We start from the raw sequence: 21,724 nt of genomic DNA, 5'->3' as shown, positions 1-21,724 counted from the left end.
TTCTTATTGCTTGATGCAGGACAGCTTTTTTACAACCTCTTATTCATATTTCACTTCATACAAATAAAGTCCTTCAGGATGTGCTGTAGGTCCTGCTGCATTACGATCTTTTTTCGCAATAATCGCTGGGATACTATCTTCAGGCAATCGGCCATTACCAATTTTCAATAGCGTTCCTACTAAGATACGTATCATCTTATACAAGAAGCCATTTCCTCTAAAAGTAAACAACAGTTCGTCTTTTGTTTCATTGACCTCCATCTTAGCCTCATAGATCGTACGTACTTTATCCTCTATCGAGCTTCCTGATGCACAAAAAGAGGTGAAATCGTGGGTCCCCAATAAATCAGGTAGCGCCCGCTGGATTTTTCCCAAATCAAGTGGGTAAGGATAATAACTGGCATAATGACGTCGAAAGGGACTGCGTGGCTTGCCTATATCCACTCGAAATTGATAAGTTTTTTCTTTGACCAAATATCTTGCATGAAATTCTTCTGAAACGATTTCTACTTTTCTTACAGCGATATCCTCTGGTGACTGGGTATCTAACGCAAAACGCATTCGTTCTAATGGGCGTTCTTCTGGATAATCAAAATGGATCACTTGCCCGATTGCATGTACTCCGGCATCTGTCCTTCCCGAACCAAAGACCGTGATTTCTTTCCCGTTTGCCATTCTTTGTAATGTTGTTTCTACTTCTTCTTGAACAGTACGTCCATTTGGCTGTTTCTGGAACCCATTGAAATTTGTTCCGTCGTATGCAATGATTGCTTTGTAACGTACCATGGTTTTCTCTCCTTTGTTTCTAAAAAGTTGTCTAGAAATAGTGGTTTTTCCAGATAATGTTGTTTGTTCTTTTTTTCAAATAAAAGAAAGAGGCCTGTGACATTAGTCTGCCACAGACCCTAATGCTTCTTGTCATACACTGTTCGCATCCTTTCTTGCAAATAGATTAGCAAGAAAAGGATAGATAGCGGTCCACTGAACGTTTATCCTCTTAAAAAGATCAGCAGCACGGTTAATAATATAAAAGCAATGATAACCATCGTGTCTCTATTATGCCAATGCAAGACACGATATTTCGTTCTTCCTTCCCCGCCCTTGTAGCCCCTTGCTTCCATAGCGGTCGCAAGATCTTCCGCTCGGTTGAAACTGCTAACAAATAAAGGAATCAGCAAAGGAATGACTGCTTTCATTTTCTGAACTAGATTGCCTTCACCAAAGTCAACACCACGCGCGCGCTGAGCGTTCATGATCTTTTCTGTTTCATCCATCAATGTAGGCACAAAACGAAGCGCAATCGACAGCATCAAAGAAATTTCGTGGACTGGGAACCGTACGGCTTTCAATGGACGAAGCAAGTACTCAATCGCATCAGATAATTCCAAAGGCGGTGTAGTAAGCGTGAGTAGCGTCGACATAAAAATAATCAACACGAATCGGCAGAAAATAAAGAGACCGTTCATCACACCAAATTCAGTGATATGGAAAACACCCCAACTCCAATAAGTTTCTCCGCCACTAGTAAACAAGACTTGCAAAGCTACAGTAAAGAGGATCAGCCAAATCAATGGGCGAATACCTCGGATAAAAAATTTCAAGTCTACTTTTGATAAGAAGACAGAAAATAATGTGAAAACTGCCAATACAAGATATGTTTCCCAATTATTTGCTAAAAAAATGATACCAATAAAATAAAAACTGGCTAATAATTTGGCTCGGGGATCCAATCGATGGATCAAGGAATCTCCTGGCATATAACGACCAAATATCAATTTATTCATCATGGGCATTTCCTCCAGCAGAATGGATGATGGCGTCTGCTAATTCTTCAGCTGTCAAAGGTAAGGTAGTGAAGTCCATCCCTTTAGCCATTAATTCTTCTGCAAATTCTGTGGCAGTAGGTACACCTAACTGTTTTTCTTTTAGCCATTCGATGTTTTGAAAAACCTCTTGAGGCTGCCCGCTATTAACGATTCGCCCCTTCTCCAGTACATAGACATAGTCTGCAAAATTGGCTACATCATCCATTAAATGCGTCACTAAAACAATAGTAATCTGTTGTTCCTTATGAAGACGCCAAAACATCTCCATCATTTCTTTTCTTCCCTGAGGATCAAGTCCTGCCGTTGGTTCATCCAATACAAGTACTTCAGGCTTCATGGCAAGCACACCAGCGATTGCTACTCTACGCATTTGCCCTCCTGAAAGTTCAAATGGTGAACGTTCCAAATAGCTTTCATCCAGTCCAACTTGTTCTAATGTTTCTTTTGCTAGTATCAGCGCTTCTTCTTCACTGACACCAAAGTTTTTAGGACCGAAGGCAATATCTTTTGCCACCGTTTCTTCGAATAGCTGTGCTTCTGGAAACTGAAAGACGATGCCGACTTTTTTTCGGATAGGCTTTAGATTTTTATTATCCGTATCTGGCTGAATGTCGCGTTCTCCAATATGGACGGTACCGCTTGTTGGCTTAACAAGCGCATTCAAATGTTGGAGTAAAGTTGATTTCCCGCTTCCGGTATGCCCTACTAATGCAGTATAACTGTTTTCTTTGATCGTCATATTGATGTCAAATAAGGCTCGTTGTTCAAATGGTGTATTCGGCTGATAAGTGAAGTCTACTTGTTCAAAACGGATGTCCATAACCAATCCACCATCCTTTCTTCTGTCATATATTCACTTGGCACATCTACCCCACGTTCTTTCAGTGCACGTTTCAGTTTTTCAGGAAATGGTAGATCTAGACCTAAATCGATCAGTTCAGGCCCCGCAGAAAAGATTTCTTTTGGTGTACCTTCACGGACAAGTTCTCCTTGTCTCATCACTAGTATCCGATTAGCATTAGCTGCCTCATCAATATCATGAGTGATAGATATAACGGTCAATTGACTTTCTTCTTTGATCTTCTTGATCGTAGAAATCACTTCTTCACGGCCTTCTGGATCTAGCATACTTGTTGCTTCATCTAAAATAATGATATCAGGTCGTAAGGCAACCACGCCGGCAATAGCAACACGTTGTTTTTGTCCTCCTGATAAACGAGCAGGCTCGCGTGTAGCAAACTCAGCCATTCTAACTTTCTCAAGTGCATCTTTCACACGTATCAGCATTTCTTCTCTGGGAATCCCTTGATTTTCAAGACCAAACGCAACGTCATCTTCTACTGTCGAACCAACGAACTGATTGTCTGGATTTTGAAAAACCATTCCAACCATTTGCCGGATCGTCCAAATGTTTTCTTCATCCAATACTTGATTTCCGACTTTCACGACCCCTGATTCTGGCAGAAGTAGCCCATTGATTGTTTTGGCAAGTGTCGATTTTCCTGAACCGTTGTGTCCAATAATAGCGATCCACTCACCTTTATCAATTGTAAAGGAGACATCTTTCAATGCGGGGCGAAGATCATCTGGCTGGTATTTGTAATTTATTTTCTCTAATTCAATAATTGGCTCCATGATTACTCCTTCTTCATCCTAAAGTTCCTACTAACACTATCAAAAAAAGACAAAATTTTCAATTATTTCTCGCTTAAAATGTTTTTTTATGCCTTCAAGCAGAGCTGTCATGACAGTTAATTGAAGGTATAAAAAAACACTTTATGATGAGTGCTTACTCCCCAAGCGATATTCGCTTGAGGAGCAGCGCTGAGCTAGACTCGGAAAAATATCTTCCAACATCATAACACTCTAAAAGAATCATCTATAAAGTGATGTTATTAGTGTGATTTTAGACAAGTTCTAAGACAACCATTGGTGCACCATCACCGCGTCTTGGTTCTGTCTTCAAAATGCGTGTGTATCCGCCTTGACGTTCTGCGTAACGAGGTGCAATATCGTTGAATAGTTTTTGTAAAGCTGATTCAATGACGATGTCCTCATTTTCTTCACGCACGCTGGCAACTTCATTACGTACGAAAGCCGCAGCTTGACGACGTGCATGCAAATCTCCGCGTTTACCTAAAGTGATCATTTTTTCTGCAGTTGAGCGAACTTCTTTCGCACGAGCTTCAGTAGTCACAATACGTTCGTTGATTAATAAATCAGTTGTTAAATCACGCAACATCGCTTTACGTTGGCTAGATGTGCGTCCTAGTTTACGATAACTCACGTTGGTTTCCCTCCTTCGTAAAAGGTTTTAATCTTCTTTACGTAAACCTAAACCTAAGTCGTGCAATTTTGCTTTAACTTCTTCTAATGATTTACGTCCTAAGTTACGGACTTTGATCATTTCAGGCTCAGATTTATTTGTAAGTTCTTGTACAGTATTGATTCCTGCACGTTTCAAACAATTGTAAGAGCGAACAGACAAGTCTAACTCTTCGATCGTCATTTCCAACATTTTTTCTTTTTGTGTTTCTTCTTTTTCGACCATGATTTCAGCATTTTTTGCTTCATCAGTTAAGTTCACAAAAATATCCAAATGTTCAGTCATGATTTTCGCAGATAAACTCATTGCTTCCAACGGTTCGATTGAACCATCTGTCCAAATCTCCATCGTCAATTTATCAAAATCTTCACGGTGTCCAACACGTGTGTTCTCAACTTGATAGTTCACACGACGAACAGGTGTGTAGATTGAATCGACTGGAAGAACGCCAATTGGCATATCTTCTTTTTTATTTTCATCTGCTTGAACATAACCACGTCCAGGTTTCACTGTTAAGCGAGCATGGAACGTAGCTCCTTCAGAGACACTACAGATGTACATATCTTTGTTAAGAATTTCTACATCACTATCAACGATAATATCGCCAGCAGTTACTGTAGCAGGTCCGGTAATATCGATTTCAAGGGTTTTTTCTTCTTGGCCATACATTTTCAGCGCTAAGCCTTTAATGTTCAAGATGATTTGAGTGACGTCTTCTCTAACACCTTTAATGGTAGAGAATTCATGCAGTACACCATCGATTTGAATATTAGTGATGGCAGCACCTGGCAAAGAAGATAATAAAATACGACGTAGGGAATTCCCTAAAGTAGTCCCATACCCTCTTTCAAGAGGTTCAACGATGAACTTGCCATAATCTTTTTCTTCATCAATTTTTGCGATTCTTGGTTTTTCGAACTCAATCATTCTTATCTTTACCCCTTTCAAAACGAAAAGTGTCTTGTTCAATGACGTTACTGATAAAACTCAAAATGAGCGGCACTCATTAAACACGACGGCGTTTTGGAGGGCGGGCACCATTATGAGGAACTGGAGTCACGTCACGAATTGCAGTCACTTCTAAACCTGTAGCTTGTAATGAACGAATTGCTGCTTCACGTCCAGAACCAGGTCCTTTAACTGTTACTTCAACAGTCTTTAATCCGTGTTCCATTGCTGCTTTTGTAGCAGTTTCTGCTGCCATTTGAGCGGCAAAAGGAGTTGATTTTTTGCTTCCTTTGAAACCTAATGAACCAGCTGATGACCACGCTAATGCATTTCCGTGAGTATCAGTGATCATGATGATAGTGTTATTGAATGTAGAATGGATATGTGCAATACCTGCTTCTATATTCTTCTTCACACGGCGTTTACGATTCACTTTTTTTGCTGCCATGAAGTTTTAACCTCCTTCACTTAAGAATTATTTTTTCTTGCCAGCGATAGCGCGAGCTGGGCCTTTACGAGTACGTGCATTGTTTTTCGTGTTTTGTCCACGAACAGGCAATCCACGGCGATGACGGATTCCACGGTAAGAACCGATTTCCATCAAACGTTTGATGTTCAAGTTCACTTCACGACGAAGATCCCCTTCAACTTTTAATTTATCTACTTCTGCACGGATAGCATCTGTTTGTTCATTCGTTAATTCACGAACGCGAACATCTTCAGATACACCAGCATCAGCTAAGATCTTTTTAGCAGTAGTGTTACCAATACCATAGATATAAGTAAGTGAAACTACCACACGTTTATCACGAGGAATATCTACTCCTGCAATACGAGCCATATTTATAGCACCTCCAATTATCCTTGACGTTGTTTATGTTTTGGATTTGCTGGGCAAATCACCATAACGCGTCCTTTACGACGAATTACTTTACAATGTTCGCACATTGGTTTTACTGATGGTCTTACTTTCATGATAATACCTCCTGTAGTTTTACGGAGTACAATTATTTAAAGCGATAAGTAATACGGCCACGGTTAAGATCGTATGGAGACAATTCAACCGTTACTTTGTCACCAGGTAAGATACGGATGTAATGCATACGAATTTTACCTGAAACAGTAGCAAGAACTTGGTGTCCGTTTTCTAGTTCAACTTTAAACATTGCATTCGGCAAAGTTTCGACGACTGTACCTTCGACTTCAATCATATCTTCTTTTGCCACGCACAGTACCTCCTTGTACTTGTTTCGCATTTTCACACGATAAAATGGCGGAAACTGCAGTTCCCACCTCAAAATTCTCAAAATGGATCATCTAGAGGATTCTCTAGAAGTCGGACTGACATATTCTATCATAATTTATTGAACTTGACAAGAGTAACTGCATAATGCAAGTCGGCTACGGGCAATCGTGCTATTTTTCAATGATTTTTTGTACATCTGCAAATACAGCATCGATTTCACGAGCACCATCAATAGTGTTTAGCAAACCTTGTTCTTTATAATAAGCCAAGATTGGTTCACTATTTTTGATGTTGATAGCCAGACGATTTTTAACCGTCTCAGGTTTATCATCTTCTCTTTGATAGAATTCATGCCCACCGCAACGATCACATGTGTCTTCAACTTTTGTAGGGTTGAAAATTTTATGGTAAGTTGCTCCACAATTGCTGCAGATAAATCGGCCGGCTAGACGTTCGACCAAGATTTCTTCACCAACATGGATATCGATGACAGCATCAATTTTTTTATTCAAATCTTTTAGCATTGCGTCCAGAGCTTTTGCTTGATCTAGTGTACGTGGAAAGCCGTCTAATAAGAAGCCTTTCTCTGTATCTGGTTCAGCTAGTCGCTCTTTCACGATTCCATTTGTTACTTCATCAGGAACTAATGCACCTTTATCCATATAAGACTTTGCTTCCAGGCCAAGAGCTGTTTCGTTTTGCATCGCTGCGCGGAACATATCTCCTGTTGAGATGTGCGGAATACCATAAGCGTCAATGATTTTTTCAGCTTGTGTTCCTTTACCTGCGCCTGGCAGCCCCATTAAAATGAGGTTCATTGTTTTCCCTCCTAATAAATGTGTGAGAACGTGTGTTGAGGAAGAACCTCAACACGCTTTCTTACTCAATGAATCCAACATATTTACGTTTCAGCATTAAGCCTTCTAACTGTTTCGCAGTTTCTAAAGCTACACCGATAACGATCAGTAAGCTTGTACCGCCTAATCCGATTGATTGTGGAAGATCCCAAACCATTTGAGCAATGATTGGAAGTAATGCCACTAAACCAAGGAAGACTGCACCAACTGTACTTAAACGCATCAGTAATCTTGAGACATACTCTTCAGTCCCCTTACCAGGGCGTACGCTTGGTATATAACTTCCTTGCTTTTGCAAGTTTTCCGCTAATTTCTCAGGGTTTACTTGTACAAAGGCGTAGAAGAAAGTGAAGGCAACGATCAGAATCGTATAAATCGTAGCACCAGGTGCTGTATTATAGTTAAAGATCTCCATCATCACTTTATACCAGTTTTCAGAACCGAATCTACCACTCAATGCTTGTAAAACAGCATTTGGCGTAGCAATAAACGAACTAGCAAAGATAACTGGAATAACTCCAGCTGCATTTACTTTCAACGGCAGATAGCTGCTTGTAGGCGCGCCAGCGACACGTTTCGTATATTGGATCGGGATCTTGCGTTCAGCTTGTTGGAAAAATGTTACGAATGTCACGATCAATAAGACCGCTACTAATAAAATGGCCACAAAAATAGCAGATTTCCATATGTCTGAAGGATCGATATTTATAAAGTAATCTTCATAAATTTCTCTGATACTTTCAGGCAATCTAGAAATGATACCTGCAAAAATGATCATTGATACGCCATTTCCGATACCTTTTTCTGTGATCTGTTCTCCTAGCCAAGTAACAAACATCGTACCGGCTGTTAGAATCAAACCGATCGTTACGTAAGTTGCTACGTTAGGATTATTGACGAAACCTAATTGAGCGTATTGGTTGAATCCAGCAGTGATACCGACAGATTGGATAAATGCCAATACTAATGTCAGATATCGAGTGGCTTGATTCAATTTTTTACGTCCCACTTCCCCTTGTTTCGACCATTCAACAAATCGAGGCACGATGTCCATTTGAAGAAGCTGAATGACGATAGAAGCAGTAATGTATGGTGAAACCCCCATTGAGAAAATGGAGAAGTTTTGCATCGCACTACCACTTACCAAGTTCAACATGTTGAAAAATGGCAAAGAAGAAAGGTTTTGCAATGAAGCAGCATTTACGCCTGGTACAGTGATATGTGCACCTAGGCGAAATACAAACAACACAAATACAGTAAATAGGATTTTCGATCTAATGTCTTTTACTTTAAAAGCATCTTTTAATAGTCTAAACATTAGATCACCTCGATTGATCCACCAGCCGCTTCAATTGCTTCTTGAGCTGCTTTAGAGAATTTTGCTGCTTTCACAGTTAATTTCTTGTTTAGTTCCCCGTTAGCTAATACTTTGATTCCAGCTTTTTCGTTTTTCACGATTCCAGCTTCAACTAAAGCAACAGGAGTTACTTCAGCTCCGTCTTCAAAGCGGTTCAATACATCAAGATTGATGACTGCATAGTCTTTACGGTTCACGTTTGTGAATCCTCGTTTTGGTAAACGACGGAACAATGGTGTTTGTCCCCCTTCAAATCCTAAACGCACACCACCGCCTGAACGGGCTTTTTGTCCTTTTTGTCCGCGTCCGGCAGTTTTTCCGTTACCAGATGAAGTACCACGACCAACACGGTTACGTACTTGGCGTGAACCTTCAGCAGGTTTTAATTCATGAAGTTTCATAGGTTTGGCACCTCCTTAATGTTCTAGTTCTGATTTTTTTTAATTAAACTTCTTCAACGTCCACTAGGTGAGAAACAGTATTGATCATGCCTTTAATTGCTTCATTAGAAGGCTTAACCACTGAACTGTTAATCTTTGTAAGACCTAACGCTTTAACTGTATCGCGTTGGTTTTGAGGACGTCCGATAATACTGCGTTTTAAAGTAACTTTTAATTCAGCCATTATTGTTGTCCTCCTTATCCGATTAATTCTTCAACTGATTTGCCGCGAAGTTCTGCAACTTCTTCTGCACGTTTCAATTGTTTCAAACCTTCAACTGTTGCGCGAACAACGTTGATTGGTGTATTTGAGCCTAAAGATTTAGAAGTGATATCTGCTACCCCAGCTAATTCTAATACGGCACGAACTGGTCCGCCAGCAGCAACCCCAGAACCTTCTACAGCAGGTTTCATTAGGATTCTACCACCACTAAAAGCACCGATTACTTCGTGTGGGATTGTTGAACCAACCATAGGTACTTCAACTAAGTTTTTCTTCGCATCTTCAATTGCTTTACGGATTGCTTCAGGAACTTCTTGAGCTTTACCTGTACCAAATCCTACGTGTCCGTTTTTGTCACCGACAACAACTAAAGCAGCAAAACGTAGACGACGTCCACCTTTAACAACTTTTGTTACACGGTTAATTGCAACAACGCGGTCTTCTAATTCCAAATGTTTTGGATCGATATAAACCATGAATGGTATTCCTCCTTCTTCTAAAATTCTAGTCCATTTTCGCGAGCTGCTTCAGCTAAAGCTTGCACACGGCCATGGTAAAGGTATCCACCACGGTCAAAGACTACTACTTTAATGCCTTTTTCAGCTGCACGTTCAGCAACTAGTTTACCGACAGCTTGTGCTGCTTCTGTTTTTGTTCCACCTGAAATTTCTTTATCCAAGGTAGAGGCACTTGCTAGCGTTACACCCGCTACGTCATCAATAATTTGAGCGTAGATGTTTTTGTTAGAACGAAAAACGTTCAAGCGTGGGCGCTCAGCAGTACCAGAGATATTGTTACGTACACGACGATGTCTCTTTTGACGTGTTTTGTTCTTATCTGGTTTTGTAATCACAATTGTCACCTCTTTATTTTTATTGTACTACTATTTCAAGCAGTAAATACGTTTCGAAAAATAGAAGCTGCGGCACAAGTAGAAATTTATTTTTTTGAAGGTAAACTTCAGCCAAATACCTTTTTCCTGCTGCTGGCTTCTATGCAATTTTTCTAAACGATTATTTACCAGTTTTACCTTCTTTACGGCGTACATATTCGCCAACATAACGAATACCTTTACCTTTATAAGGTTCTGGAGGACGAGTTCCGCGAATATTTGCAGCTAATTCGCCAACTTCTTCTTTGTTCGCACCTTTAACAATTACTTGTGTGTTAGCTGGTACTTCAACAGTTACTCCAGCTGGTGGTGTGATTTCTACTGGATGTGAGTAACCAACGTTCAATACAAGTTTTGATCCTTGTAATTGTGCACGGTACCCAACCCCGATTAGTTCTAACGCTTTTTGGAATCCTTCGCTGACACCTACAACCATGTTGTTGAAGTTCGCACGAGTTGTTCCATGAATTGTTTTCATTTCTTTACTGTCGTTTGGACGAGTGAAAGTCACTTCGTTTCCTTCGATATTCATTTTGATATCTGCTGAGAAAGTACGAGTCAATTCACCTTTTGGTCCTTTAACTGTAACGTTGTTTCCTTCTTGAGTAACTGTTACTCCTTCAGGGATCACAACGACTTTATTTCCGATACGGCTCACTTAAAGACACCTCCTTGTAGATTCTACTTGATTACCATACGTAAGCGATAACTTCGCCGCCGATATTTTTTTCACGAGCTTCTTTATCAGTGACAACACCTTCAGAAGTCGAAATGATTGCGATACCTAAACCGTTCAATACTTTTGGTACTTCGTCAGCTTTGACATAAGCACGCAAACCTGGTTTAGAGATACGTTTTAAGTTTGTGATAACACGTTCGCCGTTTTTACCAAATTTTAGGAAAACACGGATCACGCCTTGTTTGTCATCTTCGATGTATTCAACATCACGAACGAAACCTTCACGTTTCAAGATTTCAGCGATGTCACGTTTAATTTTTGATGCAGGTACTTCTAAAGACTCATGTTTAACCATGTTTGCGTTACGGATACGAGTTAGAAAATCTGCAATTGGATCTGTCATGACCATTGATCTTTTACCTCCTTCTTATGCGAATTTACTTTTTACCAGCTAGCTTTCTTCACGCCGGGAATTTGACCTTTATAGGCAAGTTCGCGGAAGCAAATACGGCAAAGATGGAACTTACGATAAACTGAATGTGGACGTCCGCAACGTTCGCAACGAGTATAAGCTTGTGTTGAAAATTTTGCAGGACGTTTGTTTTTAGCAATCATTGATTTTTTAGCCACGTAGTTCGCCTCCTTTAATTATTTTTGGAATGGCATGCCTAATTGTGTCAACAACTCACGAGATTCTTCATCAGAGTTTGCTGTTGTTACAATAACGATGTCCATACCACGTACTTTATCTACTAAATCATAATCTACTTCTGGGAAGATCAATTGTTCTTTAATACCTAAAGTATAGTTTCCACGACCGTCAAAGGCTTTTTTACTTACACCATGGAAGTCACGTACACGTGGTAGTGAAACTGAAACCAATTTGTCTAAGAATTCGTACATTCTTTCTCCGCGCAATGTAACTTTTGCACCAATTGGCATTCCTTCACGTAAACGGAATCCAGCGATTGATTTTTTAGCTTTTGTAATCATTGGTTTTTGACCAGTGATCAAAGTTAATTCTTCAACTGCTTTATCTAAGTTTTTAGCGTTTGATACCGCATCACCAACACCCATGTTGATGACGATTTTTTCAACTTTAGGTGTTTGCATAACAGAGCTATAGTTAAATTTTTCCATCAATGATGGAGTTACTTCTTTAAGATATTTTTCTTTTAGGCGGTTCATTCAGTAAGACCCTCCTTCCTTAAACTTTTATTTATCTAAAACTTCACCGGTTTTTTTAGAAACACGGACTTTTTTGCCGTCTACTTCTTTGTAGCCAACTCGGCCAGCTACACCAGTAGAGTCAACCACCATCACGTTAGAAACATGAATTGGCGCTTCCATCTCAACAATTCCACCTTGAGGAGCAGCTTGAGAAGGTTTTTGGTGTTTTTTAACGACATTTACACCTTCGACAATAACTTTATCTTTTTTCGGGAACGCTGCTAGTACAACGCCTTCTTTGTTTTTGTCTTTTCCAGTGATAACTTTAACTTTATCGCCTTTTTTAACAAACATAACTGTTTCGCACCTCCTTTGATAAGTGTCTCAAGATTATAAAACTTCTGGTGCTAGTGAAACGATCTTCATGAAGTTGTTTTCACGTAGTTCACGTGCAACTGGCCCAAAGATACGTGTTCCACGAGGGCTTTTATCATCACGAATAATCACTGCAGCATTTTCATCAAATTTAATATATGAACCGTCTGTACGACGAGCTCCTGATTTTGTTCGAACGATAACGGCTTTAACGACGTCACCTTTTTTGACAACCCCACCTGGCGTTGCTTGTTTAACCGTAGCAACGATCACATCACCGATGTTAGCAGTTTTACGACCAGATCCACCAAGGACTTTGATCGTCAAAATTTCACGTGCGCCTGAGTTATCAGCGACTTTTAAACGACTTTCTGCTTGGATCACGTTGTGTATCCTCCTTTCAGATTTTGCATTCAATCTATATAGGAAAATCTCGTGTTATTAGATAATAACTGCTTCTTCGACTACTTCCAACAAACGGAAACGTTTTGTAGCTGATAATGGACGAGTTTCCATAATTCTCACGATGTCGCCAACTTTTGCTGTGTTGTTTTCATCATGCACTTTGTATTTCTTAGAATAGTTCATGCGTTTGCCATAGATAGGGTGGTTTTTCTTTGTTTCGACAGCAACGGTAATTGTTTTATCCATTTTGTCTGAAACCACGCGACCTTGATAAACTTTGCGTTGATTTCTTCCTTCAGTCATACGCTTAATGGCCTCCTTCCATAATTACTTAGCTTGTTCACGCAACACAGTTTTGATGCGTGCAATCGATTTACGTACTTCTTTAATACGTGCAGTGTTTTCTAATTGACCTGTTGCTAATTGGAATCTAAGATTAAACAATTCTTCTTTTAATTGTTTTTCTTGATCAAGCATTTCGGCAGTGGTTAATTCTCTGATTTCTTTAACCTTCATTCGATTCACCACCCATTTCCTCACGTTTTACGATCTTAGTTTTCATTGGTAATTTGTGAGAAGCTAGACGTAACGCTTCACGAGCTACTTCTTCAGGAACGCCTGCGATTTCAAACATGATTTTACCACGTTTTACTGGTGCAACCCATCCTTCAGGTGCCCCTTTACCAGAACCCATACGTACCCCAATTGCTTTGGCAGTATAAGATTTGTGAGGGAAAATTTTAATCCATACTTTCCCACCACGTTTCATGTAACGAGTCATTGCGATACGAGCAGCTTCGATTTGGCGGTTTGTGATCCAATGTGAATCAACAGCTTGCAAACCGTATTCACCGAATGCTACTTCTTTTCCGCCTTTAGCTTCCCCGCGCATTTTTCCGCGGAATTCACGACGGTGTTTTACACGTTTAGGTACTAACATGATTATTTCCCTCCTTTCTCAGTGTTTTTTTTAGTTGGAAGAATTTCTCCACGATAGATCCACACTTTAACTCCTAGTTTTCCGTATGTTGTATCTGCTTCTTCCCATGCGTAATCAATGTCCGCACGTAAAGTATGAAGAGGAACAGTTCCCTCTGAGTATCCTTCTGAACGAGCGATATCTGCTCCGTTTAGACGACCAGATACTTGAGTTTTGATCCCTTGAGCGCCAGCACGCATTGAGCGTTGGATCGCTTGTTTTTGAGCGCGACGGAAAGCAACACGGTTTTCTAATTGACGTGCGATTCCTTCACCTACTAATTTTGCATCTAGATCTGGTTTTTTGATTTCCACGATGTTGATGTGGATTCTTTTACCAGTTAATTTGTTTAATTCTTTTCTTAGGCTTTCGACTTCAGAACCGCCTTTACCAATAACCATACCTGGTTTAGCTGTGTGAATTGAAATGTTTACGCGACCTGTTGCACGTTCGATTTCAACTGTTGATACAGCAGCATCAGCAAGTTTAGTTGAAATAAATTTACGGATTCTTAAATCTTCGTGTAAGAACTCAGCATACTCTTTTTCAGCATACCATTTAGCATCCCAGTCGCGGATGATGCCTACACGCATTCCAATTGGATGTACTTTTTGACCCACTGATTATCCCTCCTTATTTTTCTGATACGACTACCGTGATATGACTTGTACGTTTGTTGATTGGAGAAGCTGATCCTTTTGCACGAGGACGGAAACGTTTCATTGTAGGTCCTTCGTTAACAAAAGCTTCGGTTACTACCAAGTTTTCAACATCTAAGTCAAAGTTATTTTCTGCATTCGCAACTGCTGACATCAATACTTTTTCAATGATTCCAGCAGATTTGTTTGGTGTGAATTTCAAGATTGAAATTGCATCTGCGACACTTTTACCTCTGATAAGGTCAATTACTAAACGGGCTTTTCGAGGTGAAGTGCGAACTGTTTTTGCAGTTGCTTTAGCTGATGTGATTTGTTCTGCCATTTGGATTTATCCTCCCCTCAAATTAGCGTTTCGTTTTCTTATCGTCAGCAGCATGTCCACGATAAGTTCTTGTAGGTGCAAATTCACCTAATTTGTGTCCTACCATGTCTTCTTGGATGTAAACTGGTACATGTTTACGTCCATCATAAACTGCGATGGTATATCCAACAAAACTTGGGAAAACTGTTGAACGGCGTGACCAAGTTTTGATAACTTTTTTCTTTTCAACCCCTGCTTGAGCTTCAACTTTTTTCATTAAATGCTCATCGACAAAAGGTCCTTTCTTTAAACTACGACCCATGGTGAACCTCCTCTCAAAATGTGCGACACATGGTCAAAGTAATTATTTATTTTTGCGACGACGAACAATAAGTTTGTCTGATTTAGCTTTTTTGTTACGAGTTTTGTAACCAAGAGCTGGTTGACCCCAAGGAGAAACTGGTGCTTTACGTCCGATAGGAGCTTTACCTTCACCACCACCGTGTGGGTGATCATTAGGGTTCATTACGCTACCACGTACAGTTGGGCGTTTACGCATCCAACGAGAGCGTCCAGCTTTACCGATGTTGATTAATTCGTGTTGTTCGTTACCTACAGAACCGATTGTTGCGCGGCATGCAGCTAAGATCATACGAACTTCACCAGAGTTCAAGCGGATCAATACGTATTTGCCTTCTTTACCAAGTACTTGAGCACTTGTACCAGCAGAACGGATCAATTGTCCACCTTTACCAGGTTTCATTTCAATGTTGTGGATAACAGTACCAACTGGAATGTTTTCTAATGGAAGAGCATTTCCGACTTTGATATCTGCTTCTGGACCTGAAACAAGTTTCATACCCACTTCTAGTCCTTTAGGTGCTAAGATGTAAGCTTTCACTCCATCTTCATAGTGTACTAACGCGATGTTAGCTGAACGGTTTGGATCATATTCGATCGTTTGAACAGTTGCAACAACGTTGTCTTTGTTACGTTTGAAGTCGATCACGCGATATTGGCGTTTGTGTCCGCCACCTTGATGACGTACAGTGATGCGGCCGTTGTTGTTACGTCCAGCATGGTTTTTCAATGGTTGTAACAATGATTTTTCAGGTGTTGATGTTGTGATTTCAGCAAAATCAGAACCTGTCATGTTACGACGACCATTTGAGGTAGGTTTGTACTTTTTAATCGCCACGTTTTTCCCTCCTAATTTAATGAGTTATCTATTAGTGCTTATTCAGCAGCTTCGAATAATTGGATTTCTTTTGAATCTTCAGTCAATGTAACGATCGCTTTGCGACGTTTTTTTGTATATCCTGCATATTTGCCCATACGTTTGAATTTCGCACGTACGTTCACGATGTTCACGTTTTTGACTTTAACGTCAAAAGCAGCTTCTACCGCTTGTTTTACTAAAGTTTTGTTTGCGCGAGTGTCCACTTCAAAAGTGTATTTCTTGTCATCCATGGCAAGCATTGATTTTTCAGTGATCACTGGGCGTTTGATTACGTCTAGTAAGTTCATTATGCAAGCACCTCCTCAATTTGAGTAAGAGCAGTTTGTGTTGCTAACACTTTTGTATTTGATACAACGTCTAGCACACTCACATTATCAGAAGTTACTACAGAAACGTTTGGTAAGTTACGTGCTGATAAAGCAGCAAAGTCGTTACCTTTTTCTAGAACAACCAATACTTTAGAGTCGATAGATAAGTTAGCAAGAACTTGTTTGAATTCTTTTGTTTTTGGTGCGTCGAAGTTCAAGCCTTCGATTGCTACCAAGTTGTTTTCAGCAACTTTTTCTGACAATACAGATTTCATTGCTAAACGACGAACTTTTTTAGGAAGTTTGTAGCTGTAAGAACGTGGTGTTGGTCCAAAGACTACGCCACCTCCACGCCATTGTGGTGAGCGGATAGATCCTTGACGTGCACGACCTGTTCCTTTTTGACGCCATGGTTTACGTCCACCGCCACGAACAGCGCTACGGTTTTTAACCGCGTGTGTTCCTTGTCTTAATGACGCACGTTGCATTACGATTGCATCGTAAACAACACTTTCATTAGGTTCAATTCCGAAGATTTCTTCGTTAAGTGTGATTTCACCGTTTTGGCTTCCATCTTGTTTGAATAATGCTACATTCGGCATTCCTTAGTTCCTCCTTTCTTCCTACAATTATTTAGCTTTCACAGCTGATTTGATAGTGATTAAAGATTTTTTCGCTCCAGGAACATTACCTTTGATCAAGATAACATTTCTTTCTGCATCTACACGTACAACTTCCAAGTTTTGGATAGTTACGCGGTTGCCACCCATACGGCCAGCAAGACGTTTGTTTTTGAATACACGGTTAGGTGCAACTGGACCCATTGACCCAGGACGACGATGGTAACGAGAACCGTGAGCCATTGGTCCGCGGCTTTGTCCGTGGCGTTTGATAACCCCTTGGAATCCTTTACCTTTCGTAGTACCTGTTACATCAATAATGTCTCCTGCTTGGAAAACATCTACTGTAATTTCTTTTCCTACTTCATATTCTCCTAGCTCAACATTTTTGAATTCACGAATGAAGCGCTTAGGAGCCGTGTTTGCTTTTGCAACATGACCTTTCGCAGGTTTGTTTGATAAAACTTCACGCATATCTTGGTAACCAACTTGAATAGCTTCGTAGCCATCCGTTTCCATTGTTTTCACTTGTAGTACTACGTTTGGCGTAGCTTCTACAACAGTAACTGGAATTAATTCACCAGATTCAGTGAAGATTTGTGTCATTCCCACTTTTTTCCCTAAGATTCCTTTGGTCATGAGTACACCTCCATTATTTTTGTTTTAGTTTTATAATTTGATTTCGATGTTTACACCAGATGGTAAGTCTAGCTTCATCAAAGCATCAACAGTTTTTGGTGTTGGGTTCACAATGTCGATAAGACGTTTGTGTGTACGCATTTCGAATTGTTCGCGTGAATCTTTGTATTTATGAGTCGCACGAATGATTGTGTAAAGACTGCGTTCAGTTGGTAATGGAATTGGACCAGACACGCTAGCTCCAGTTCTTTTTGCAGTTTCCACGATTTTATCCGCTGATTGATCTAAAATACGGTGTTCATACGCTTTTAAACGGATACGAATTTTTTGTTTTGCCATCTTGTTCCCTCCTTCGCCTATTTTGAAAAGTAGACATAGCTCCACGAAAATTTCCGTCACGCTCGTTCGTGGCAAAGCGTCCGGGCGTGTCGCAACCTCTCGTTTCTTAGCCGACGAAATCATTCTGATTACGTCTGTGCAATTCACTAAAGTAAACGCACCTTTGTCATTATAATATATATGAACTCACAACGCAAGGCTTTTTCTTGTAAAAAACATTTTGTTTTCATAAAGTTTCATTTAGAAAACACTAACTCTTGTATTTCGCGTTCCTTCTATTATAATGTCCTGTCTTTTCTTTCCTGATCCTGCAATAAATAAAAAAGCTCGGAACAAAGATCCTGAGATCTTCATTCCGAGCGATTACGTCCGAATAAATGTTGCTTAGTTTTGCTTAATTCAATTAAGCTTTGATTTCTGTAACGACACCGGCACCAACTGTACGTCCGCCTTCACGGATTGAGAATTTAGTACCGTTTTCGATAGCGATTGGGTGGATTAATTCAACTTCCATTGTTACGTTGTCGCCAGGCATAACCATTTCAGTTCCTTCTGGCAATTCAACAACACCTGTTACGTCAGTTGTACGGAAGTAGAATTGTGGACGGTAGTTAGTGAAGAATGGAGTATGACGTCCACCTTCTTCTTTTGTCAACACATATACTTCTGCAGAGAATTTTGTATGAGGTGTGATTGTACCTGGTTTAGCTAAAACTTGTCCACGTTGGATGTCTTCACGTGCAACACCACGTAGTAAAGCACCAATGTTGTCTCCAGCTTCAGCGTAGTCTAACAATTTACGGAACATTTCAACACCAGTAACTGTTGTTTTTGAAGTTTCTTCAGCAATACCAACAACTTCAACTTCGTCACCAACGCGAACTTGTCCACGTTCAACACGACCTGTAGCAACAGTACCACGTCCAGTGATTGAGAACACGTCTTCAACTGGCATCATGAATGGTTTGTCGTTGTCACGTTCTGGAGTTGGGATGTATTCGTCAACTGCAGCCATCAATTCAAGAATTTTTTCTTCGTATGAAGCGTCGCCTTCTAAAGCTTTCAAAGCTGAGCCAGCAACTACAGGAACATCGTCACCAGGGAATTCGTATTCTGTTAATAGGTCACGAACTTCCATTTCAACTAATTCTAGTAATTCTTCGTCATCAACCATGTCTACTTTGTTCAAGAATACAACGATGTAAGGAACACCAACTTGACGAGACAATAGGATGTGTTCACGAGTTTGAGGCATTGGGCCATCAGCAGCAGAAACTACCAAGATAGCTCCGTCCATTTGAGCAGCACCAGTGATCATGTTTTTAACGTAGTCCGCGTGTCCTGGGCAGTCAACGTGAGCGTAGTGGCGTGTATCTGTTTCATACTCAACGTGAGCTGTTGAGATTGTGATTCCGCGTTCGCGTTCTTCTGGAGCACCATCGATTTGATCGTAAGCCATAGCTTGGCCGCCGTTTTTCTTAGATAGTACAGTTGTGATTGCAGCTGTTAATGTAGTTTTACCATGGTCAACGTGTCCGATAGTACCAATGTTAACGTGTGGTTTAGAACGGTCAAATTTTTCTTTTGCCATTTTAAAATGTCCTCCTAAAAATACAATATATTTTTTATTTGTCTGATAGGTATATGATGTACACAAGGTACACCACATGCCCATATCATCGATAATTATTTTACACGAAACTATATTAAAAATATAGTCTCTTTGGATAATCTCTTTGCAGGACTATCCGGTTTTAAGAAATTATTCAGCTTTTCCGCCGTTTTTCTTAATGATTTCTTCTTGTACTGATTTTGGTACATCTTCGTAGTGGTCAAATGTCATTGTAAATGTACCACGACCTTGAGTAGCAGAACGAAGAGTTGTAGCATAACCAAACATTTCAGCAAGTGGAACCATCGCACGAACAACTTGTTGGCCGCCAGCGCGAGCTTCCATACCTTCAACACGTCCACGACGAGCAGTTACGTGGCCCATAACATCACCTAAGTAATCTTCAGGGATAACAACTTCTACAGCCATGATTGGTTCAAGGATTACTGGATTAGCTTTCTTAGCTGCTGCACGTAATGCCATAGAAGCAGCAACACGGAAGGCAGTTTCATTTGAATCGACATCATGGTATGAACCATCGTAAAGTTTAGCTTTGATATCTACTAATGGATAGCCAGCTAAGACACCATTTTCCATAGCATCTTTCAAACCAGTTTCAACAGCTGGAATGTATTCACGAGGAACAACCCCACCGACGATCGCATTTTCAAATTCGAAACCAGCACCTTCTTCGTTTGGTGTAAATTCGATCCATACGTGACCATATTGACCTTTACCACCAGACTGACGTACAAACTTACCTTCGGCTTGAGTGCCAGCACGGAAAGTTTCACGGTAAGATACTTGAGGCGCACCTACGTTAGCTTCAACTTTGAATTCACGACGCATACGGTCAACGATGATATCTAAGTGAAGTTCACCCATACCAGCGATGATTGTTTCGCCTGTTTCCACGTTTGTTTCAGCACGGAAAGTAGGATCTTCTTCAGATAGTTTTTGTAAAGCCACACCCATTTTATCTTGGTCAGCTTTTGATTTAGGTTCAATAGCGACTTGGATAACTGGTTCTGGGAATTCCATTGATTCAAGAATAACTAGATTCTTTTCATCACATAGTGTGTCCCCAGTAGTTGTGTCTTTCAAACCAACAGCAGCAGCGATATCTCCAGCGTAAACTTCAGAGATTTCTGAACGAGAGTTGGCATGCATCTGTAAGATACGACCAACACGTTCGCGTTTGCCTTTTGTTGCGTTTTGTACGTATGAACCTGATTTTAAAACACCAGAGTACACACGGAAGAAAGTTAAACGACCTACGAATGGGTCAGTCATAACTTTAAATGCTAAAGCTGAGAAAGGAGCGCTGTCGTCTGCAGGACGTTCTACTTCTTCATCAGTTTTAGGGTCAATCCCTTTGATAGCTGGGATATCTAACGGTGATGGCAAGTAATCAAGAACAGCGTCCAATAGTAATTGAACCCCTTTGTTCTTAAATGCTGAACCACATAGTACTGGGTAGAATTCTACGTTAACTGTTGCGCGGCGGATACCTTCTTTTAACTCAGCTTCAGTGATTTCTTCACCTTCTAAGTATTTCAAAGTAAGTTCTTCATCAGTTTCAGCTACAGCTTCAACCAATTTTTCGCGCCATTCTTCAGCTAATTCGCGGTATTCTTCAGGAATTTCTGTTTCTTCGATCTCTGTTCCAAGATCGTTTGTATACATTTCAGCCTTCATTGTTACAAGGTCGATAATTCCTGTGAAGTCGTCTTCCGCACCAATTGGTAATTGGATTGGGTGAGCGTTTGCTTGCAAACGGTCATGTAAAGTTGATACTGAATATAAGAAGTCAGCACCGATCTTGTCCATTTTGTTTGCAAATACGATACGAGGTACACCGTAAGTTGTTGCTTGACGCCAAACTGTTTCAGTTTGAGGTTCAACACCTGATTGTGCATCAAGAACAGTTACAGCACCATCAAGTACACGCAATGAACGTTCAACTTCAACTGTGAAGTCTACGTGTCCTGGTGTGTCGATGATGTTGATTCGATGACCCTTCCATTGTGCTGTAGTAGCAGCAGAAGTGATCGTAATACCACGTTCTTGTTCTTGTTCCATCCAGTCCATTTGTGAAGCTCCTTCATGAGTTTCACCAATTTTATGGATTTTACCAGTATAGTACAAGATACGTTCAGTAGCAGTCGTTTTACCAGCATCGATGTGGGCCATGATACCGATATTACGAGTGTTTTGTAAAGAAAATTCTCTGGTCATTCTCCTTGTTTCTCCTCTCTTTACTATCTAGTTGCTAAAAATAAG

At 40.3% G+C, this 21,724-nt stretch carries 35 protein-coding genes; all 35 read right to left on the bottom strand.

What is annotated here, in order from left to right:
- Positions 1–39: 39 nt before the first annotated feature.
- Entirely contained in the window at positions 40–786 is a 747-nt protein-coding gene (gene truA / locus HMPREF2988_RS07020) for a tRNA pseudouridine(38-40) synthase TruA (RefSeq protein WP_070770285.1), read from the bottom strand.
- 203 nt (positions 787–989) lie between these two features.
- Positions 990–1,787: an energy-coupling factor transporter transmembrane component T family protein gene (locus HMPREF2988_RS07015; RefSeq protein ID WP_002315505.1), complete on the bottom strand. Its 798-nt coding sequence runs from the start codon at positions 1,785–1,787 to the stop codon at positions 990–992.
- Complete coding sequence (locus HMPREF2988_RS07010; protein ID WP_002329760.1) at positions 1,777–2,646, bottom strand: energy-coupling factor ABC transporter ATP-binding protein; 870 nt, start codon at positions 2,644–2,646, stop codon at positions 1,777–1,779. The genes HMPREF2988_RS07015 and HMPREF2988_RS07010 overlap by 11 nt, the downstream gene beginning before the upstream one ends.
- Positions 2,622–3,461, bottom strand: a complete 840-nt coding sequence (locus tag HMPREF2988_RS07005; protein WP_002290456.1) for an energy-coupling factor ABC transporter ATP-binding protein — start codon at positions 3,459–3,461, stop codon at positions 2,622–2,624. The genes HMPREF2988_RS07010 and HMPREF2988_RS07005 overlap by 25 nt, the downstream gene beginning before the upstream one ends.
- Positions 3,462–3,732: 271 nt before the next feature.
- Positions 3,733–4,113: a 50S ribosomal protein L17 gene (rplQ, locus tag HMPREF2988_RS07000; RefSeq protein WP_002288716.1), complete on the bottom strand. Its 381-nt coding sequence runs from the start codon at positions 4,111–4,113 to the stop codon at positions 3,733–3,735.
- A gap of 27 nt (positions 4,114–4,140) precedes the next feature.
- Entirely contained in the window at positions 4,141–5,079 is a 939-nt protein-coding gene (locus HMPREF2988_RS06995; RefSeq protein ID WP_002288715.1) for a DNA-directed RNA polymerase subunit alpha, read from the bottom strand.
- Between the two features lie 79 nt (positions 5,080–5,158).
- The gene (gene rpsK, locus HMPREF2988_RS06990) at positions 5,159–5,548 is read right to left on the bottom strand and encodes a 30S ribosomal protein S11 (protein ID WP_002288714.1); all 390 of its coding nucleotides are present in this window, start codon (positions 5,546–5,548) and stop codon (positions 5,159–5,161) included.
- A 27-nt stretch (positions 5,549–5,575) separates the two neighbouring features.
- The gene (gene rpsM, locus HMPREF2988_RS06985) at positions 5,576–5,941 is read right to left on the bottom strand and encodes a 30S ribosomal protein S13 (protein WP_002288713.1); all 366 of its coding nucleotides are present in this window, start codon (positions 5,939–5,941) and stop codon (positions 5,576–5,578) included.
- A 17-nt stretch (positions 5,942–5,958) separates the two neighbouring features.
- Positions 5,959–6,075 carry a 50S ribosomal protein L36 gene (rpmJ, locus tag HMPREF2988_RS06980; RefSeq protein ID WP_002288710.1) on the bottom strand — a complete coding sequence of 39 codons (117 nt, stop codon included), beginning with the start codon at positions 6,073–6,075 and terminating at the stop codon, positions 5,959–5,961.
- A gap of 32 nt (positions 6,076–6,107) precedes the next feature.
- A complete protein-coding gene (infA, locus tag HMPREF2988_RS06975; RefSeq protein WP_002288695.1) occupies positions 6,108–6,326 on the bottom strand; it encodes a translation initiation factor IF-1 in 219 nt (72 codons plus the stop codon).
- Positions 6,327–6,516: 190 nt separating this feature from the next.
- Positions 6,517–7,164, bottom strand: a complete 648-nt coding sequence (locus tag HMPREF2988_RS06970; protein ID WP_002288690.1) for an adenylate kinase — start codon at positions 7,162–7,164, stop codon at positions 6,517–6,519.
- 61 nt (positions 7,165–7,225) lie between these two features.
- A complete protein-coding gene (secY, locus tag HMPREF2988_RS06965; RefSeq protein WP_002288688.1) occupies positions 7,226–8,521 on the bottom strand; it encodes a preprotein translocase subunit SecY in 1,296 nt (431 codons plus the stop codon).
- Positions 8,521–8,961 (bottom strand): 50S ribosomal protein L15, encoded by a 441-nt coding sequence (gene rplO, locus HMPREF2988_RS06960; protein ID WP_002288687.1) that lies wholly within the window; start codon positions 8,959–8,961, stop codon positions 8,521–8,523. Before rplO ends, secY begins: the two co-directional genes overlap by 1 nt.
- Positions 8,962–9,004: 43 nt before the next feature.
- The gene (gene rpmD / locus HMPREF2988_RS06955) at positions 9,005–9,184 is read right to left on the bottom strand and encodes a 50S ribosomal protein L30 (RefSeq protein ID WP_002290455.1); all 180 of its coding nucleotides are present in this window, start codon (positions 9,182–9,184) and stop codon (positions 9,005–9,007) included.
- A gap of 14 nt (positions 9,185–9,198) precedes the next feature.
- Positions 9,199–9,699 carry a 30S ribosomal protein S5 gene (gene rpsE / locus HMPREF2988_RS06950; RefSeq protein ID WP_002288681.1) on the bottom strand — a complete coding sequence of 167 codons (501 nt, stop codon included), beginning with the start codon at positions 9,697–9,699 and terminating at the stop codon, positions 9,199–9,201.
- A 20-nt stretch (positions 9,700–9,719) separates the two neighbouring features.
- Positions 9,720–10,076, bottom strand: a complete 357-nt coding sequence (gene rplR, locus HMPREF2988_RS06945; protein WP_002288679.1) for a 50S ribosomal protein L18 — start codon at positions 10,074–10,076, stop codon at positions 9,720–9,722.
- Positions 10,077–10,236: 160 nt separating this feature from the next.
- Positions 10,237–10,773: a 50S ribosomal protein L6 gene (gene rplF / locus HMPREF2988_RS06940; RefSeq protein ID WP_002309839.1), complete on the bottom strand. Its 537-nt coding sequence runs from the start codon at positions 10,771–10,773 to the stop codon at positions 10,237–10,239.
- A gap of 31 nt (positions 10,774–10,804) precedes the next feature.
- A complete protein-coding gene (gene rpsH, locus HMPREF2988_RS06935) occupies positions 10,805–11,203 on the bottom strand; it encodes a 30S ribosomal protein S8 (protein ID WP_002288675.1) in 399 nt (132 codons plus the stop codon).
- A gap of 35 nt (positions 11,204–11,238) precedes the next feature.
- Positions 11,239–11,424, bottom strand: coding sequence for a type Z 30S ribosomal protein S14 (locus HMPREF2988_RS06930; protein ID WP_002288673.1), 186 nt, complete (start codon positions 11,422–11,424; stop codon positions 11,239–11,241).
- 18 nt (positions 11,425–11,442) lie between these two features.
- Positions 11,443–11,982 carry a 50S ribosomal protein L5 gene (gene rplE / locus HMPREF2988_RS06925; RefSeq protein WP_002288671.1) on the bottom strand — a complete coding sequence of 180 codons (540 nt, stop codon included), beginning with the start codon at positions 11,980–11,982 and terminating at the stop codon, positions 11,443–11,445.
- 27 nt (positions 11,983–12,009) lie between these two features.
- Positions 12,010–12,318 carry a 50S ribosomal protein L24 gene (rplX, locus tag HMPREF2988_RS06920; RefSeq protein WP_002288670.1) on the bottom strand — a complete coding sequence of 103 codons (309 nt, stop codon included), beginning with the start codon at positions 12,316–12,318 and terminating at the stop codon, positions 12,010–12,012.
- Positions 12,319–12,354: 36 nt separating this feature from the next.
- Entirely contained in the window at positions 12,355–12,723 is a 369-nt protein-coding gene (gene rplN / locus HMPREF2988_RS06915) for a 50S ribosomal protein L14 (protein ID WP_002288669.1), read from the bottom strand.
- Positions 12,724–12,780: 57 nt separating this feature from the next.
- Positions 12,781–13,047 carry a 30S ribosomal protein S17 gene (gene rpsQ / locus HMPREF2988_RS06910; protein WP_002288668.1) on the bottom strand — a complete coding sequence of 89 codons (267 nt, stop codon included), beginning with the start codon at positions 13,045–13,047 and terminating at the stop codon, positions 12,781–12,783.
- 24 nt (positions 13,048–13,071) lie between these two features.
- On the bottom strand, positions 13,072–13,260 hold the full coding sequence (gene rpmC, locus HMPREF2988_RS06905) for a 50S ribosomal protein L29 (protein ID WP_002288664.1): 189 nt from the start codon (positions 13,258–13,260) through the stop codon (positions 13,072–13,074).
- Positions 13,250–13,684 carry a 50S ribosomal protein L16 gene (rplP, locus tag HMPREF2988_RS06900; RefSeq protein WP_002288661.1) on the bottom strand — a complete coding sequence of 145 codons (435 nt, stop codon included), beginning with the start codon at positions 13,682–13,684 and terminating at the stop codon, positions 13,250–13,252. The genes rpmC and rplP overlap by 11 nt, the downstream gene beginning before the upstream one ends.
- Positions 13,685–13,686: 2 nt before the next feature.
- Positions 13,687–14,343, bottom strand: a complete 657-nt coding sequence (rpsC, locus tag HMPREF2988_RS06895; protein ID WP_002288659.1) for a 30S ribosomal protein S3 — start codon at positions 14,341–14,343, stop codon at positions 13,687–13,689.
- A 13-nt stretch (positions 14,344–14,356) separates the two neighbouring features.
- Positions 14,357–14,704, bottom strand: coding sequence for a 50S ribosomal protein L22 (rplV, locus tag HMPREF2988_RS06890; RefSeq protein WP_002290452.1), 348 nt, complete (start codon positions 14,702–14,704; stop codon positions 14,357–14,359).
- Positions 14,705–14,726: 22 nt separating this feature from the next.
- The gene (gene rpsS, locus HMPREF2988_RS06885) at positions 14,727–15,005 is read right to left on the bottom strand and encodes a 30S ribosomal protein S19 (protein ID WP_002288655.1); all 279 of its coding nucleotides are present in this window, start codon (positions 15,003–15,005) and stop codon (positions 14,727–14,729) included.
- 42 nt (positions 15,006–15,047) lie between these two features.
- Positions 15,048–15,881, bottom strand: a complete 834-nt coding sequence (gene rplB, locus HMPREF2988_RS06880) for a 50S ribosomal protein L2 (protein ID WP_002290451.1) — start codon at positions 15,879–15,881, stop codon at positions 15,048–15,050.
- Positions 15,882–15,919: 38 nt separating this feature from the next.
- Entirely contained in the window at positions 15,920–16,210 is a 291-nt protein-coding gene (gene rplW, locus HMPREF2988_RS06875) for a 50S ribosomal protein L23 (RefSeq protein ID WP_002290449.1), read from the bottom strand.
- Positions 16,210–16,833: a 50S ribosomal protein L4 gene (gene rplD, locus HMPREF2988_RS06870; RefSeq protein ID WP_002290446.1), complete on the bottom strand. Its 624-nt coding sequence runs from the start codon at positions 16,831–16,833 to the stop codon at positions 16,210–16,212. Before rplD ends, rplW begins: the two co-directional genes overlap by 1 nt.
- A 27-nt stretch (positions 16,834–16,860) precedes the next feature.
- Positions 16,861–17,490, bottom strand: a complete 630-nt coding sequence (gene rplC / locus HMPREF2988_RS06865; RefSeq protein WP_002290445.1) for a 50S ribosomal protein L3 — start codon at positions 17,488–17,490, stop codon at positions 16,861–16,863.
- A gap of 30 nt (positions 17,491–17,520) precedes the next feature.
- Entirely contained in the window at positions 17,521–17,829 is a 309-nt protein-coding gene (rpsJ, locus tag HMPREF2988_RS06860) for a 30S ribosomal protein S10 (RefSeq protein WP_002290443.1), read from the bottom strand.
- Between the two features lie 403 nt (positions 17,830–18,232).
- The gene (gene tuf / locus HMPREF2988_RS06855; protein ID WP_002290442.1) at positions 18,233–19,420 is read right to left on the bottom strand and encodes an elongation factor Tu; all 1,188 of its coding nucleotides are present in this window, start codon (positions 19,418–19,420) and stop codon (positions 18,233–18,235) included.
- 171 nt (positions 19,421–19,591) lie between these two features.
- Complete coding sequence (gene fusA, locus HMPREF2988_RS06850; RefSeq protein WP_002309841.1) at positions 19,592–21,679, bottom strand: elongation factor G; 2,088 nt, start codon at positions 21,677–21,679, stop codon at positions 19,592–19,594.
- Positions 21,680–21,724 lie beyond the last annotated feature (45 nt).

It is taken from the genome of Enterococcus sp. HMSC061C05, assembly GCF_001814765.1.
GTDB classification, from domain to species: Bacteria; Bacillota; Bacilli; order Lactobacillales; family Enterococcaceae; genus Enterococcus_B; species Enterococcus_B lactis.
Note: the sequence above shows the minus strand (reverse complement) of the source record. Positions and strands in the feature narration are given on the sequence as shown.